Annotated in this window: 15 protein-coding genes and 3 pseudogenes; 7 read left to right on the forward strand and 11 right to left on the reverse strand. The window is 66.1% G+C overall.

Annotated features, from left to right (window positions below; translation table 11 throughout):
* Positions 1–81: 81 nt before the first annotated feature.
* Together FKR81_RS41075 and FKR81_RS41080 are read right to left on the reverse strand one after the other, a co-directional pair.
* Positions 82–1155 carry a DUF1996 domain-containing protein gene (locus tag FKR81_RS41075; protein ID WP_407936590.1) on the reverse strand — a complete coding sequence of 358 codons (1074 nt, stop codon included), beginning with the start codon at positions 1153–1155 and terminating at the stop codon, positions 82–84.
* A 79-nt stretch (positions 1156–1234) separates the two neighbouring features.
* Complete coding sequence (locus FKR81_RS41080; RefSeq protein ID WP_146360713.1) at positions 1235–1753, reverse strand: COG4315 family predicted lipoprotein; 519 nt, start codon at positions 1751–1753, stop codon at positions 1235–1237.
* Between the two features lie 166 nt (positions 1754–1919).
* Here FKR81_RS41080 and FKR81_RS41085 point away from each other — a divergent pair, with 166 nt between their 5' ends.
* The 3 genes and pseudogenes from FKR81_RS41085 (at position 1920) to FKR81_RS46130 (ending at position 4304) form a co-directional block, all read left to right on the forward strand.
* Positions 1920–2873, forward strand: a complete 954-nt coding sequence (locus FKR81_RS41085; RefSeq protein WP_186763476.1) for a CHRD domain-containing protein — start codon at positions 1920–1922, stop codon at positions 2871–2873.
* Positions 2874–3019: 146 nt separating this feature from the next.
* A pseudogene (locus tag FKR81_RS41090) lies at positions 3020–3860 on the forward strand (IS5 family transposase).
* Between the two features lie 36 nt (positions 3861–3896).
* Positions 3897–4304: a transposase domain-containing protein gene (locus FKR81_RS46130; RefSeq protein ID WP_407936591.1), complete on the forward strand. Its 408-nt coding sequence runs from the start codon at positions 3897–3899 to the stop codon at positions 4302–4304.
* Positions 4305–4345: 41 nt separating this feature from the next.
* Here the strand turns inward: FKR81_RS46130 and FKR81_RS41100 are convergent, their stop codons facing one another.
* From FKR81_RS41100 to FKR81_RS44145, 3 genes are all read right to left on the reverse strand, one after another.
* On the reverse strand, positions 4346–4873 hold the full coding sequence (locus FKR81_RS41100; RefSeq protein ID WP_186763477.1) for a glycosyltransferase 87 family protein: 528 nt from the start codon (positions 4871–4873) through the stop codon (positions 4346–4348).
* Positions 4828–5085 carry a glycosyltransferase 87 family protein gene (locus FKR81_RS41105; protein WP_186763478.1) on the reverse strand — a complete coding sequence of 86 codons (258 nt, stop codon included), beginning with the start codon at positions 5083–5085 and terminating at the stop codon, positions 4828–4830. The genes FKR81_RS41100 and FKR81_RS41105 overlap by 46 nt, the downstream gene beginning before the upstream one ends.
* A gap of 648 nt (positions 5086–5733) precedes the next feature.
* Complete coding sequence (locus FKR81_RS44145; RefSeq protein WP_186763479.1) at positions 5734–5874, reverse strand: hypothetical protein; 141 nt, start codon at positions 5872–5874, stop codon at positions 5734–5736.
* Positions 5875–6271: 397 nt separating this feature from the next.
* On the opposite strand from FKR81_RS44145, the pseudogene FKR81_RS46135 reads away from it, so the two are divergent.
* The 3 genes and pseudogenes from FKR81_RS46135 to FKR81_RS41115 all read left to right on the forward strand — a co-directional run.
* Positions 6272–6382, forward strand: a pseudogene (locus tag FKR81_RS46135) (transposase); the annotation flags it as partial.
* Between the two features lie 65 nt (positions 6383–6447).
* Positions 6448–6573, forward strand: a complete 126-nt coding sequence (locus FKR81_RS45765) for a hypothetical protein (RefSeq protein ID WP_268891617.1) — start codon at positions 6448–6450, stop codon at positions 6571–6573.
* An 88-nt stretch (positions 6574–6661) separates the two neighbouring features.
* A pseudogene (locus tag FKR81_RS41115) lies at positions 6662–7189 on the forward strand (ISAzo13-like element transposase-related protein); the annotation flags it as partial.
* A gap of 254 nt (positions 7190–7443) precedes the next feature.
* Here the strand turns inward: FKR81_RS41115 and FKR81_RS41120 are convergent.
* The 6 genes from FKR81_RS41120 to FKR81_RS41140 form a co-directional block, all read right to left on the reverse strand.
* Positions 7444–8622: an ABC transporter permease gene (locus tag FKR81_RS41120; RefSeq protein ID WP_146360723.1), complete on the reverse strand. Its 1179-nt coding sequence runs from the start codon at positions 8620–8622 to the stop codon at positions 7444–7446.
* Positions 8619–9281, reverse strand: a complete 663-nt coding sequence (locus FKR81_RS41125) for an ABC transporter ATP-binding protein (protein WP_146360725.1) — start codon at positions 9279–9281, stop codon at positions 8619–8621. The genes FKR81_RS41120 and FKR81_RS41125 overlap by 4 nt, the downstream gene beginning before the upstream one ends.
* Positions 9278–10300, reverse strand: a complete 1023-nt coding sequence (locus FKR81_RS41130) for a peptidoglycan-binding domain-containing protein (RefSeq protein ID WP_186763480.1) — start codon at positions 10298–10300, stop codon at positions 9278–9280. The genes FKR81_RS41125 and FKR81_RS41130 overlap by 4 nt, the downstream gene beginning before the upstream one ends.
* Before the next feature lie 11 nt (positions 10301–10311).
* Positions 10312–10851 (reverse strand): hypothetical protein, encoded by a 540-nt coding sequence (locus FKR81_RS44150; RefSeq protein ID WP_186763481.1) that lies wholly within the window; start codon positions 10849–10851, stop codon positions 10312–10314.
* A gap of 40 nt (positions 10852–10891) precedes the next feature.
* Positions 10892–12463, reverse strand: coding sequence for a sensor histidine kinase (locus tag FKR81_RS41135; RefSeq protein WP_186763482.1), 1572 nt, complete (start codon positions 12461–12463; stop codon positions 10892–10894).
* A gap of 112 nt (positions 12464–12575) precedes the next feature.
* Positions 12576–13271, reverse strand: coding sequence for a response regulator transcription factor (locus FKR81_RS41140; protein WP_146360730.1), 696 nt, complete (start codon positions 13269–13271; stop codon positions 12576–12578).
* A gap of 208 nt (positions 13272–13479) precedes the next feature.
* Between FKR81_RS41140 and FKR81_RS41150 the strand changes: the two genes are divergently transcribed.
* A partial coding sequence (locus FKR81_RS41150) for a toxin glutamine deamidase domain-containing protein (protein ID WP_222598582.1) occupies positions 13480–15599 on the forward strand: 2120 nt, incomplete at its 3' end.

The following is a 15599-nucleotide window of genomic DNA, read 5'->3' on the forward strand; positions in this document are numbered from 1 at the left end:
GTGGGGGTTGCCCGCCTCCGGCCGCCCGCGTGGCCCCGGCCCCCCCCCCCCCCCCCCACGACCGCTTTCAGGAGATTCGACCTACTCCTTGCACCTCTTGCCGGTGTTGATGCAGTTGACGAGCCTGTTCATGATCTGCTGCGACATGACGTTCGCGAAGTCGTCGTGGTCGGAGAACGGGTCGTGCTGCTCCTCCGGGAACGAGTCGATTGCGTACTGCTTCTTGACCTGCACGTCCCTGGGGATGTTGTAGGTCAGCGAGATCCGCAGCTGCGGAACGGCCTTGAAGCCCTTCTCGCACGTGCCGTCTTCCTTGGGATAGACGATGTGGTCTCGATGGTTCTCCGAGTCCGTGTTCTTGCCGTCCCAACAGCTCGCGAAGTCGTGAATGCGCTTGATCTTCGAACCCTGCGGGCAGATCGGGTACTTGTTGATCAGCACCTTTTCCTCGAAACCCGTGCACGTCCACGAAGCCCGCGCGTTCTTGTCGCCGTTGGCGCCGACCTTGGCCTCACCGTAAAGGATCTTGAGGAACTTCGGCATCGCGACGACCTCACCGACCGGCGAGCCGCGGAAGGCCAGATCGACCACCTCCGGACGCTGGATCTCACCCTCGTTGTCCTCCAGCTCCTTGTCCTCGCCCCTGGGGCCGTCCTTGTTCTCGTCCTTCCCCTTGTTGTCCTCTTCCTTCTTCTTGCCGTCCTCCTTCTTGCCGTCCTCCTTCTTGCCGTCCTCCTTGATCTTGCTCTTCTTTTCGCCTTCGTTGTTCTCCTTGTTGATGCGGAGGACTGGCCAAAAGTAGGTCGACTTGTCACCGTTGCCACACGTGGTGTCGGCCTTCTCGAGTGACTTGAGGTTCGAGCCGGCGTCAGTCGAGAGGTTGCCGACGTAGTCGTGCAGGTGCGCGGCGCCGTTGCGCACACCCGGCTGTGCGATGAAGTTGTCCGGATTGAAGTGCTCCTCCTCGTTGCGACCGCAGTCGACAGTGAACGTGCCGGTGGTGGCGTCGTTCCCCTCCTTAACCTCCTTGACGTTGGTCTTCACCTTGGTGATGTCGACGAACGAGCTCTCGTCAGCACCATCCGCCGCGGCGAGGCCTACGTTCGCGCCCGCCTTGACCGCGAGCACGACGGCGGCCGTGGCAACGACGGACATCGACACTGATCCGACGGTGATCCAGAACTTCTTCACCTTGCGATGCTTGGACATGTTCCACTCCTGGGGATTGCGAGGGTCAGGGCTTCTTGACGACAGAGCCGTCCGGGGCAATGACGAACCAGGCGCCATCTACGTCCTGGCCGTCGATGTCACCGGCGACGGCGTCGCCGACGTAGTAGTACAGCGGCCACTTGCCGTACTTGACCTGCTTGGTCTTGTCCGGCCTGTCGCTCAGCGCCAACAACTTCTGGTCGGCCCCCGACCCGTTCGCCGCCGGCTCCCGGCTGATCAACGCCGGCCACGTCGCGACGCAGTCCGCCTTGCAGGCGTCCGCGCCCTCCACGTCCCGAAGGAAGCCGTAGAGGGTCCGTCCGTTTTGGTCGGTCAGAATGGGTCCGAGCCGCGACTCGCTCACCTTCACGGCGACCTTTGCATCGACGTCGATCTTCGCCCCACCGTTGGCGGGCTTCGAATCTCCGTGTTGCGCTCCGTGTTCTGCCCCATGGTCCGCTTTGTACGGCGGGAGAGGATCGTCACTGCAGGCGGCGAGCCCGGCGACAAGGGCGACGCCGCCCACGAGGTTGATCAGACGCACTTGTACTCCTTCTGAGAACGAGGGGGTTCACAACGAGCACGCGACTGTGGCACCGCACAGTTCACACAAGTTGTCCACAAAAGATGAACTCTGCTCGGCGATCCACTCGTGTCGAGGGTGATGCACCGGTTGTCTCGACAACCACACCATGCTTCGAGAGGACAGAATGCGAGCCCACATCGCCGCCCTGACGGTCGTGGCCGTCGGTCTGCTGACATCTGCCACCGCAACAGCGGCGGCTGAACCCACGTCACCGGCAACGCCGAAGAACCCGTCCCGCACGACGCCCCAGAAGCCGAACGATGGCGGCGGAAACACCGATCCGAAGGTGCCGTTGTTCCTGACTACGACACTCGACGGCAAGAGCGAGGTTGAAACGCCTGGGGATCCGGATGGCGGCGCCACCGGCGCGATCCGCGTGCTCGGCAACCGCGTCACGTTCGCGTTCGCCTGGAAGGGAATCGGCGCTCCCACTGCGGGACACGTCCACCTGGGCGACCGCGGTGTCAACGGGGATGTCGCCGTTCCACTGTTCACCACAGCAATGCCCGCAACCGTCACCGCCGCAGCGGGTGCCGTGACGGTGGATGACCCCAAGACCGCCGACGCGCTGCGCGCCAACTCCAGCGGCTTCTACCTGAACCTGCACAACGAGGAGTTCCCCAAAGGAGCGCTGCGCGGCCAGCTCAGCAAGGCCACGAACGACGTGGACGTGCTGAGGCTGCTCGAAGGCGGCGGTGAACAGGCGCAGCTCTCCGGCTATCAGGAGGTCCCGGAGGCTGGCGGGCCGGCGGTCGGCGATCCCACCGCGCGCAGCGTTGCGTTCCTCCGCCCACAGGGCGACCGGGTGGGCTTCGGCCTCGCCTGGCTCGGCGCGCTGCCCACCGCAGCACACATTCACAAGGGTGACATCGGCGCGAATGGACCGATCGCGGTGGACCTGGTCAAGACTCCCATCCCGATGTCGGTGTTCGCTGTTTCCGGTACGTCTGACGCCGTTCCCGCCGATACCGTCGAGGAGATCAAGAAGTCACCGGAGAAGTTTTACGCGAACCTCCACACCGAACAGTTCCCCGGCGGCGCGATCCGCGGCCAGATGGCCGACGTCGCCGCACGTTGACGCCACGGATCCATCGATGGGTTGTCGACTTCGGTGCCCGCCTCGGGGCGGGCACCGAAGTCTGTATGCACGCACCATCGGAGAACCGCTGCAGGTGATCGGCGTGACCCTTAGACCTTGTCTCACGTGGTTGATCATGGTCTGTCATGATCGCTCTCGTGGTGGATGAGTTGTCGCGGCGGTTGGTGCCGGATGAGTTGTGGGCGTTGGCGCAGCCGTTGATTCCGGGGTTTGAGCCACGTCCGCAGGGCGGCGGAACGGCACCGGCGGACGACCGTGCGGTGTTCACCGCGATCGTGTTCGTGTTGACCAGTGGTTGTGCCTGGCGGTACCTGCCACCGTCGTTCGGGGTCACCGTGCCCACGGCGCATCGCCGGTTCGCCGACTGGACCAAGGCCGCGCTGTGGCGCCGGTTGCACCGCGCGGTCCTGGACGAACTGGGCGGCCACGGCCTGATCGACTGGTCGCGGGCAGTCCTGGACGGAGCATCGGTCCGGGCCAAAAAAGGGGACCCGTGACCGGGCCGAACCCGGTCGACCGCGGCAAGACCGGCTCGAAGATCCATGTGCTGTCCGATCGCGCCGGGACACCGTTGTCGGTGGCCGTGTCCGCCGCGAACACCAACGACTCCCACGCCCTCAAGCCCTGGTGATGGCCATCCCGGCGGTCAAGTCCCGGCGTGGTCCCCGCCGCCGCACACCGGCCAAGCTCCACGGCGACAAGGCTTACGACCAAGTCGACCTCCGACGCTGGGTACGCGAGCAGGGCATCGCCGTGCGCATCGCCCGCAAAGGGATCGACTCGAGCACGAAGCCCGGCAGACACCGTTGGGTGATCGAACGATCGATCGCCTGGCTGTTCGGCTACCACCGGCTCGGCATCCGCTACGACCGCTACGCCGACCACTTCTGCGCCTTCCTCACCCTCGCGGCCACACTCACCTGCTACAAGAACTCCGCAAAGCAACCACGTGAGACACGCTCTTAAGGCTCTGCCGGTAGGTTGATCGTCCAGGGCGCCCTGATGCCACGGCCTGGGCAGGTCAAGCCCGTCACGGATGCGCGGTTGTCGGATCGGATCGCGATCGGTCTGCTGACCGGGACGTTTCCGTCCGAGTTGGTGGACGAGGTCATCGTCGGGACCGGGCGGGAAGGGCAGCGTGACCGGCTGTTGCCGCTGCGGGTGGTGGTGTACTTCGTGTTGGCGATGTGCCTGTTCAGTGGTCAGGGCTATGAAGAGGTGGCCCGGTTGCTCACGGGGGTCTGTCGTGGGCGGGGCGGTGGTCGCGGCCGTGGCGGGTGCCGACCACCGCTGTCGATACTGCCACTACCCGCCTCAATACCACCACGTGGTGCGAGTGCGGGTCGATGGACGGGTTTGCGGTGCTGTGCGAACAGGAACACCAGCAGCGCCACGCCGAGCAGCACGTAGCTGTTGCCGATGACGTGCTGCGACCAGGACCAGTGCAGCTCCTAGTCCTGCGTGTGCGGCAGCAGCCAGTGCGGGCCGATCGCGAAGGCGGCGGCCACCAGGAGCAACGCCTTGCGGGCGTGCGCGAAGAGCAGGATCAGCGCGGGCCCGATCCACGCCCAGTGGCGCAACCACGACACGGGCGAGACGAGCAACCCGGCCGTGGCGACCGCCACGAGCGCGGCGAGGTCATCACCGTTGCGCCGAGCGTGCCTCACGACCACGTCAGCGCGACCGTAGCCAGACACAGCACCGCCCACAACGGCGATCCCGAGCCGGAACAACAACCCCTTGAGCGACTGGTTGGCGGTGTAGGCGAGCCCGCCGACCCGTCCAGGGTCGAGCATCGCGTGCAACCAGAAGTCCGCGGAGTCCTCGGGCGCCAACGCGTACCCGATCACACCGCACCCGACGAAGCTCAGCGCGGCCGTGACGACCGGCTGCCAGTGCTTGCGGGGCAGGAAGAACAACACGAAGATCGCCGTCAACTTGATCGCGGCGGCGACACGATGAGCATCCCGCGCGGCCACGGCGGCTTGGGCAACAGGCAGTCCAACGCCACGAGCCCGATCAGCACGAGGTTGATCTGCCCGAGCATCAACGTCTCCCGCACGAGACTCGCCGCGGCAACCCCGAGTCCGATCGCGATCGTGCGCCGCGGGACGTGCCACGCGGCCGCGAGACAGGTACCGCTGTAGAACAACACCCTTACCGCAGTCCACAGCGCGATCACGAGCCCCACGGCAACAACGCGACCCAGCTGAACAACACCGCGGCGAACGGCGGATACGTGAACGGCAACCCGTTCGGACCGGGAAACCCCCAGCGTACAGCGGCGGGTCCTCGAGCCACTGCGCGCCATCGATCTGGTAGACGCGCAGGTCTTGCAGGCCGTTGCTGTGCCGGAACAGAATGGTCGCGACTGTCACGACCATCACCGCGAACCAGCAGCGAACGATGATCTGCGTTTCGCCAGCCTGTTCTCGGCATGTGCAGAGTCTTCCGCCGCAGCGGGTTCTCCTTCACATCGGCGCAACTGTCCACATCGACAGGCACGGAGTCGAACGCCCCGTCCGCAGGACAATCGTCCGCACGTGCCTCGTCGATGACGAGGTCCTGTTGGTCACTTCGGACGTGTGCCCACGGAGATTCGCCAGGCGACGAGCACGAGTGCGGAGGCCAGTCCAACGCTCGTCTTGCCCGCCGTGGACACGACCTGCTCGACGTTGTTTTCCTTTCCATACCAACGAACATGAGCACCGTGTCGTGCCGGATTCTATTGTGTTGTTGAGAGTGGCCGGGTGGTGAGGAATGCGCACGGGGAAGGCACTCACTCACCACCGAGCCCGGTACGCCGAGCCCCAGGGAGGAAGTCGGGCCCGGCGAAGTCTCAGTACTCCGACACCAGCCGACTCGACCCATCCGGCGCGACCTCGATCCGCGCGGCGTAGCGCTCGCGCCGGTCCAGCACGATCGCTTCGACCGGGTCGCCACGCGACATCGCGTGCTGCTGCAACACGTCCAAGATCACGGCATGATGATCGTCGCCGCCATCCGACACCCGCTCACCGTCCAACGAGACAACACCAGTCCGCTTCACCAACACCTCGTGACACCGCGGCGCCACCACCGCAGAAGGACCCTTCATATGCTCTGGAATCCACACAACACCACCACGTCCACAACCTCCCAAAGGTTCACAACACATTGTGAACAGCGACGACGATTCCGACAGCACCGCTGTCGATCGCCTCCGCTGCGATCTGAAGGCGAGCACGACGATGTCAAGATCGAGCTCTCAGGATGGACCAGCGCTGATCATCAAGCAGAACAGGAGTGTTCACCTGGGGCCTTGACCCCGGATGTTGGACACCAGACACACTTAGATCTTGATGGTCCGGGTGGACAGGAGTCCCGCACAGATGGCGATGAAGCACTACCCGCCGGAGTTCAAGGCCGAGGCGGTCGCGCTGTACCGGTCCCGTCCGGGCGCGACGATCAGGTCCGTGGCCGATGATCTCGGGATCAACTCCGAGACGCTGCGCAACTGGATCAGGCTCGACGACAGGCAGCGCACCGGATCACAGACCGCCACCCCGCGACCGTGTCGCCCTCGAGCGCGCCGGAGGACGAGAACGCCGCGCTGCGCAAGCGGATCCGTGAGTTGGAGGAGGAACGCGACATCCTGCGCAAGGCGGCAAAGTATTTCGCCGGGGAGACGCGCTGGTGAGGGCCCGTAACGAAATTACTGGTGGTGTTCCGGCTACATCATGATCATTTGCGTGGTACACGGGCTGCCGGGGATATCGGAACGGGCCATGGCGGTGCTGGATGTGAAGTTCGCTGCGTTGCTGCCGCATCTGGATGAGCGGCGGCGTCGTCTGTATCTGGCCACCGAGGCCGAGGCGTTGGGGCACGGCGGGATCAGCGCGGTGGCCAGGCTGACGGAGGTGTCGGAGTCGACCATCGTGCGAGGGCGTGCCGAATTGGCCGACGGCGCCGAACCGCTGCGGCGGGTGCGCAGGCCCGGCGGCGGGCGCAAGTCCGCAGCCGAGAACGACCCCGGTCTGGTTCCAGTCCTGGAGGCGTTGATCGAGCCGCGGGAGGTCGGCGACCCGGTGTCCCCGCTGCGCTGGACCACCGCCTCGCTGCGGGACCTGGCCCGAGAGCTTGCCGGCGCCGGACACCCGGTCAGCGCCCCGGTGATCGGAAAGATGCTGCACCGAATGGGGTTCAGCCTGCAGGGCATGGCCAAGACCCGAGCCGGCAGCCAAGTACCGGACCGCGACGCCCAGTTCCGACACATCAACGCGGCCGTCGAACGGTTCCGGCAGCTCGGCAATCCCTGTTCTCCCAGCTCAAGGCCCGAATTCGGCGGGTCGTTTGCCTACGAGCTGCGGAAGCCGGGTCCCGCCTCGGACAGATGTCCCCGATCAGCTACGAGAGCAGCCTCACCCCGACACCAGCTACGCTGACCCAAGCCGCATAAACCCGTGTCCAATATCCGGGGTAAGGCCCGTTCGAGTTCCCCAGCTCATCGCCCGACTACAGGACCGTTGTGCGGCCCCGGCTCGCCGCCGGGGCCGCACACTCCCAATGACTACGCGGTGGCCAATGCCTCGGTGGGAGTGAGGCGGGATGCGCGAACCGCGGGGTATACGCCGGCGATCACGCCGGTTGCCACCGCGGCCCCGAGGCCGGTGAGCACGGTGGCGAGCGGCATGACAGTCGGCCAGCCCTGCGCGGCTGCGTACAACGCCGTGCCAAGTAGACCGAGCAACACGCCCGCGAGGCCACCCAGCACACACAGGACCACAGACTCGGTGAGGAACTGCGCGCGCACCTGACCGCGGTGAGCTCCGAGCGCCCGGCGGAGACCGATCTCCCGCCTGCGTTCCAGGACGGAGATCACCATGGTATTCGCAACTCCGACGCCGCCGACGAGCAGCGCCACGCTCGCCAGGCCGAGCATGAGCGCGGAGAACGTGTTCTCGGTGAACCGCTTCGCGATCAGCGCGTCGGACGGCCTGCTGACTTGCACCTGTGCTGGCTTCTGGGGGTACACCGTCGCGGGCAGCACTGCGCGCACGTCGTCGAGCGCGGAATCCTCGGCACGCAGATAGATCACGGTCGGACGCTGGTCGAAGCCGAGTTCGACGCGGGCTGCTTCCCAACCCACCAGCACCGATCGTTCCACCTCTGGGGCGAGCGGCATCGGAGCGAGTACACCGACGACGGTGAACCACCTGTCGTTGACCCGCACCTGCTGTGCCTGGTCGCGCACCTCGGTGATGCCGAGCCGAGTCGCGGCGACGTTGCCGAGCACGACGGTGGGAAACTTGTCCGTGACATCGCTGAGGAATGTGCCCGAGTGCACTTTGCCGTTCAGCGTGTCGAGCAGCGACAGCGAGGTGGCGAGCACGGTCAGCCCGGACGTTTCGGACTCGGGGACCTGATCGGATCGCCGAACCACTGCGTGCGTGTTGGCGACCGCGCCGATCTGCCGGGCGGGCTTGATCCGATGCACCATTTCCACCGACTCCGGTGGCAACGATGCATCGGAGTCGGGATCCGCTAGGCGGGTGGCCTCGGCGCACAGCAGGTTCGTGCCCAGTGTCGCGAACTCGTCCATCAGCGCCCGCTGGCTGGACGCGGGAATACCCGTCACGACGACGAGCGTGGCGATGCCGATCGAGATGCCCAGCGCGGACAGCACGGCACGCAACGGCTTGGTGCGCAAAGGGAACAGGCCGAGCAACAGGAGATCGACCGGGCTCACCCGCGGATCCTTCCGTCTCGGATCTCCACCTGGCGCGGTAGTTGCGCCGCGATCTCGCGGTCGTGCGTGATCACGGCGATCGTCGTGCCCTGAGTGTGCAGGTCGGTCAACAGCTCCAGCACCGCCTGACCGGTCGCGGTGTCGAGCGCGCCGGTCGGCTCGTCGGCGAGCACCAGCGCCGGCCGGTTGACCAGGGCCCGCGCAATCGCGACGCGCTGTCGCTCCCCACCTGAGAGCTCGTGCGGCCGGTGTTCCAGTCGATGCGACAGCCCCACCCGCTCCAAGGCTTCGATCGCCAGCGCGGGACGTTCCCTGCGGGGCACGCCCGCGTACAGCAGGCCGGTGGCGACGTTCTCCACTGCGCTCAACCCGTCGGCGAGGTGGAACTGCTGGAACACGAACCCGATCGTGCGCCCGCGCAACGCCGACAGTTCCCGGTCCGACAACAGTGCGATGTCCTGTCCGCTCACCTCGACCGTGCCGCTGGTGGGCCGGTCGAGCGTGCCGAGCAGGTTCAGCAGCGTGGACTTGCCGGACCCGGAAGGGCCGACGATCGCTACCGCCTCTCCGGCTTCGAGTGTCAGGGAGACGCCGTCGAGCGCACGGACTCCGCCGGGATACTCCTTGATCGCGTCGCGTATCCGAAGGACGGGGGTCATGACGTAGTCACCACCTGAACGCCCTCTCCGATGCCGCCGCCGGACATTTCCACCATGCCGCCCGCGAACAGGCCGATCTTTACGGCGATCAGCTTGCCGTCCGGTGCCTGCACGGCGTATCCGCCCTCGCGCAGAGCGAGCAGCGCGGTCACCGGCACCGCCAGCACTCCCTTCCTGGTCGTGGCCGCGACCCTCAGCCGCACCGGGCCCGTGTTGAGATCGCCGACCGCAGCCGGGTCGTCCAGGCCGATGTCGACAGCAACCGTGGCCGCGGCTTGCCCGTCACCGGTCTTCTCCTCCTGCACGGTCGTGCTGACGCCGCGGACCGTGCCAGTGGTCTCCTTGCCAGAGGGCAGGATCACGGTGACCTTCATGTCCTTCTTGAACACGTCGACCTGCGTGGCCTCCACTGACGCGGAGATCGCCTTGTCTGGCGTGGTGACGGACATGAGCACACCCTCCGCCGACGTGGACAGCCGCGCCGGCACCGAATCAATCCGCATTTTCCCAGGCAGCACAACCACTTCGCCGGGATCGACCAGGCCGGTCTCCTCGACTTTCTGCGCCTTCTGCCAACGCTTCACCGCGTCCACCGTCGCCGGTGTGAACTCCTCGCCAGCGCCGGCGTTGAACCCGAGCGCGGCAAGGTTCTCCTTGAGAATCTTCACGTCTGGGCCTTTGAGTCCCGGCGTGTCGAGCTTGCGCCACAACGGGGTGTCTCCGAAGAACAGCCACACCGGACGGTTGTCCACTTTGTACAGCGGCTGGCCGCGGTCGACGGCACCGCCAGGTGCGGGCAACCAGGTGAGCGTACCCGCTTTACGACCAGTCACCTGCTGGGCCGCGCCGAACCCCAGGCTTGCCTTGAAGTCCTGGTAGTCAGCGAGATCGGTCTTCGTCACCGCCACCGTCTTCGGCGCGGCGGGGGGTTGATCCGGCTGCGGTTTCGCTCGCGAGGTCCAGGTGAACCCGAGCACACCCGCTGTGGCCAGGACGGTCACCGCGACTGCGGTGATCACCACTGGCTTCTTCACTTCTGGCCTCCGCCGAAAATCTCCCGCTCGCAGTCCTTCGTGATCTTGTCCTGCTCCTCGGTGCTCATCGTCGGAGTGCCGTTGTAGACCCAGCTTCCGGGTTCGGTCTCGGTGACCTTGAGCCCCTTCTCGTTGAGGCACTGCACGTTCTTGTGCCACTTGTCCGCGAACGTGGGATTGCTGGAGTCCATCTCCCACGGCGGTAGCGGCCACTTAGAGGCACATGCCTTGTAGGCCTCGTCATTGTGGATCCTGACACCCTCTGGACCCGGCGTGCCGTCGACTCCGCCCTCCGGATCCTTCTCCTCCAGGCACTTCTGGTGTGCGTCGAACAACGCATCTTCCTCAGCCTTGGACATGTCCAGCCGACGACGCGGCTGCTCACCCGCAGGAGGCGCCGCGTTGGCCGACGAGCTGGCTGAGGTGTTGCCGCCCGTCTGCACCGAGGCCACCTGATCAGACTTGTTCTCACCGGGCGAGCACGCGGCCAGCAGGATGAGCGCGGAGCCTGCCATCAACTTCTGAATCGTCTTCATGTGAAACAGCATGCTGACGATTTGTCAGGAAATTGTGCTCTCAGTGTCCTGGCAACGTGATGGTGAACCGCGTGCCGCGACCGATTTCGCTGTCGACCGTCACGGAACCGCCGTGCGCCTTCACCAAAGCCTGCACGATGGCCAGCCCGAGTCCAGTGCCGCCGGTTTCCCTGGTGCGAGAGCGATCCGCGCGCCAAAACCGGTCGAAGACGTGCGGCAGATCCGCCTCCGCGATGCCGATGCCGTTGTCGCTGACATCGATCCGCACGTGCTCGGCGACGCGGGCGGCGCGCACACGCACCACCGTGCCGTACCGCAGCGCGTTCGTGACAAGGTTGGTGAGAATTTGCCGCAGCCGTACAGGATCGGCGTGCACCTGGCCACCACCCTCGACGCGCACACGGGGATACGCGGCTGCCAGCTGCTCGAGTTGCTCGCCGAGGTCGATTGGCTCGGGGTGCAGGCGCAGCTCGCCCGCCTCGGCCTTCGCAAGGTCCTGCAGGTCGTCGACGAGGTGTTGCAGCACAAGGGTCTCGTTCAGCAACGCCGACAGTCGTCCCTCGTCCAGCTGGACCACACGGTCCTTGGCGCCCTCCAACCAGCTGCGGATCGTGCCGATGGGATTGCGCAGCTCGTGCGAGATGTCGTTGGTCATGGCGCGGCGCTGCGAGTCGATGCGGGCGCGGTGCTCGGCCATGGCGTTGAACGCTTGCGCCAGCCGCCCGATCTCACCGCCCGACCGGACCTCGACACGCGCGTCCAGTTCGCCGCGATGCATCCGTTCCGCGGCGGCGGTGAGCGCGAGCAGCGGCCGCACGAGCTTGGTCGCGAGCAGCACGCTCACGCCCACTGTCAACAGCAGGATGATCGCCGCCACGAGTGCGATCCGTCCAATGTCGACGGAGAACTCGGTGGACTGCGTCGGCTCGCCCGTTGCCTCGGTCACGAACAGCAGCGCGGGAGGCGCGACATAAGGGCGGAGCTGCGTGCGCCGGGCGCTCACAAGGCACTCCGAGTCGTCGGAGACCACGTCCCAGTTCGTGTCGAACCGGACCTGAGCCTCAGGCGCGTTCTTTTGCTTGCGGCAGGCGCCGACCAATGCAGTGAGCTGCCTCATTGCAAGAATCTCTGCGGGGGATGACGAGGACAGCAGCTGATCAGCCAGGACGCATCCAGGCCCCGTTGGGATCGGGCGAGTGCGGTCGATCGCGACGAGCGGACGCCCACCCGCCGAATGCTGGATACCGCCCGGCGCATGGGATCCGGGGGCGCATCTGGTGACGTATAACTGGGCAGCCTCGTCGAGCTGAGCTCGGTCGTCGGTGAGCAGCGTGAACGGACCCGTGACCCGCTTGTCGATCCGGTCCGTCGGCGCATCCGGTGCGAGTTTGAGATCAACGTTCAGCGGGTCAATCAACGCGGACGGCGTCGCGGGCAGGGCGCTCACACCGACGCTGCCGCCGGAGTCCGCGATCGGCTTGCGTTCCGGCGTGGTGAGGACGAGCCGCCTGCCGTTCGGCTCCAACTTCACCCCGTCCCACGTCCGGTTCTGCACGGCGTGGGTGAGCAACGCCTGATACGTGCGCTCGTCGCTGGCCAGCGTGTCGCCCACCTCCTGCCGGATGGAGGCGGACGTGCTCTGCGCGACCAGCCAGGCGGTCGCGGTGATCGAGCACAACGCGACGACCGAGACCGCCGTCAGCAGCCTGGCCAACAGACCGTGCCTACCGGCCACCCGAGCCATCCACCAACTTGTATCCGACACCATGTACGGTGAGCAGATAAGCGGGTCGGCGCGGCTGTTCCTCGATTTTCTTGCGCAGGTTCACCACGTGAGAGTCGATGGTGCGTTCGGTGATGTATCCGTCGAGCCCGTGCACCGCGCTGAGCAACTGTGCCCGGCTGAACACCCGGCCCGGCACGGTCGCCATCGTGTGCAGAAGCCGGAGCTCCGACGAGGTGCACTCGACTGGTGCGGCGTTGATGCGCACCTCGTGTCGATCGAGGTCGACGACCAGGCCCCCTACCGTCAGCCGCGAGTCGCCACTGCCCGCGCGTTGCGCACGTCTCAACAAGGTACGCACCCTCGCCATCAACTCCCTTGGGCTGTACGGCTTGGTGACGTAGTCGTCCGCACCCAGATCGAGGCCGTGCAGCAGATCGTCCTCTGTCGACCGCGCGGTGAGCATCAGGACTGGCAGATCCGATTCGGCGCGCAGCACGCGCACCACATCCAGCCCGTCGACCTTGGGCATCATCACGTCGAGGATCAACAGGTCCGGCAGGTCGCGACGGACTTCATCGATGGCCGATCGTCCATCGTGCACGATGCGAACCTCGTAACCCTCCTGCCGCAGGTAGTGGCCAAGCATCTCGGCCTGCATCTCGTTGTCTTCAGCGACCAGGACAGACATGGCCATGAACGGACTGTAACGCGCGCACCCATGCTCCTGCTAGAACCGAGAAACTCGGCCAGGGACTGTTTCTGGTGTGGGTGAACTGCGGGTGGGCGGGTGGTCGTGTTGTGGGGGTAGGGGTTTGTTGGGTGTTGCGGTGCTGTCGGATGTGCTGGGCGGGTCGCGGGATTGGGTGGTTGTTGTGACGTCTGGGTTTGGGCAGGTTGGGGTTGTGGGTTCGGTGGTGGGTGGGGTGTTGGTGGAGGGGGTGGTGGTGGATGCGGCTGGGGTGCGGGTGGAGCGGTTGGTTGGTGGGCGGGGTCGGGTGGTGGATGCCGTGAGTGGGGTGGTGTTGTACGAGGGGGTGGTGAGTGAGGACGGTCCGCAGGTCCGTGTGGATCGTGGTGACGGTGCTCATCGTGTTTACGGGCGGGACGGGGTGCTGCGGGAGGAACAGGTCAATGTCGATCTCGGCGTCTGGGGTGGTGGCGGGGATGGTGCCGGCGGCCAGTTGGACAGTGATGGCCGGTTGGGAGCCGGTTCTGGCGGGCGGGTGTTGTCGGGTGGTGTGCGGCTGACCTATCCCACGGCTGGTTCCGGGCACACCTATCGGACGCGGGCGCGGACCACGACCACGACCACGACGGCGGGGACGGAGCCCGCGGGTGGGCTGGCGAAGTTGACCGTGGGCGGCAGGTCGCAGCAGTTGCGGTGGCAACCGGACAACGGCGGGCTGCGGTTGGAAGATCAGCAGGATGGTGTGCGGCTGGTGTTCGATTCGCGGGGGCGGCTGTCCAGTGCGCGGATCGGGGTGTCTGTCGACAACAGGGACATGGCGATCATCACCCGGCGGCAGTCGGACGGGGGCTACCGGCACACCCTGCAGGTGCCCGGTGGTCAGGTGCCCGGCGGCGGGGCGGGCTCGGTGGGCTACGAGCTGGCCCCGTTCGGGGCGGGTTGGAAGGTCACCACGCGGGGCGGGGTATTCGACGGGCAGGACACCGTGTTCGACTATTTCGGCTATGCCCATCCGCACGGTCCGCGGGTCGATTCGTCGGTGCGGGCACAACGGGTGGGTCTGCCCGAGTTGACGGCCCGGTACGCCCAGCACATTCAGCCGCCCGAGCAGGAGGACCAGGAACTGCTGGAGCTGCTCTTCCCGAGCGTGCAGGACGGTGACGGGCAGGTGATGCCGATGGTCCATCCGCTGATGGATCAGGCCGGTGAGCCGGACGTCTGGCACAACATGATCAACACGGCCGAAGTGGTCGACGACGAGGACGACACGCTGGGGACGCGGTCGGACCCGGCCCGGCAGCTCAACTGCGCGTTGACCGCTCTCGCGCTCAACGAGGCCTGGTTCGGCGCTCCTCAGATCGCCCCGACCTGGAAGTCCTGGACGGACCGGGAGACCGATGACCTGATCCCCGTCGTCATGCAGGAATACGCGGGTGTCTACCCGGCCCTCGAGCCGGGTAGCGGGCCGGGCGCGTTGGACGCGGTCGAGCGGAAACTGCGCAAGCTCGGCCACGGCTCGGCCGCGATCATCAGCTTCGACTGGACACTGGGGAACCGCGACGGGCACGCGATGAACATCCTCAACGACCGCGGCACCCTGGTGTATTCCGATGCCCAGGTCTCCGCGCCGGTCAGGGACAAACCTCACCAGATCGCCAATGTCACGTCCTTCGTCTTCGACCCCAACGGCAATCCGGTCGCCTATCACCCGCTTATTCCCGGCGCCGCACCCCACACCACCCACACCTCAACCCAAGATCAGGCCACCACCCAAGACCACGCCACCACGCCGGTGCCGCCGGATGTGGAGATGAACGACACCACCCCCGCCCCGGTCACTGTCACCGATCCGGTCGTGGTTTCCGCTCCGGTCATGGCGGGTGGTGGTGGTGCTCTGCCGGGGTTCACCGATACCCCGGCCGATGGGTTGTGCCTGATCACCTCGGTGCTGTGGTCGATGACCCCGCAGGCACGCACCGCCGTCTATCTCCACCTGCAAACCCACAGCCGGATCCACCCGATTTCTCGTCTGGCCCGGTTCCTGGACGACCCCAACACCACACGCCCACAAGGCAGAGAACTCAAAGCCCTCCAAGACGACATCATCAAAGTGGTCGCCGACCGACTGGCCGCCTACCAGAACAATCCCGCAGGCCTGCCTCCCGAGATCGCCCGCGCCTACCGCGGCCAGCAACAGGCCACCGTCTACAACCGGCTGCACGCCATGGACAACGAGACACTCGTCACCGGGCTGACCACCCTGTGGGCCCAGGGCGACGGCCAGCACCTACCACTCAACATCCTCGCCGACCACTACACCAGCCTGCGTCAACG

Source organism: Lentzea tibetensis (genome assembly GCF_007845675.1).
Classification (GTDB): Bacteria; Actinomycetota; Actinomycetes; order Mycobacteriales; family Pseudonocardiaceae; genus Lentzea; species Lentzea tibetensis.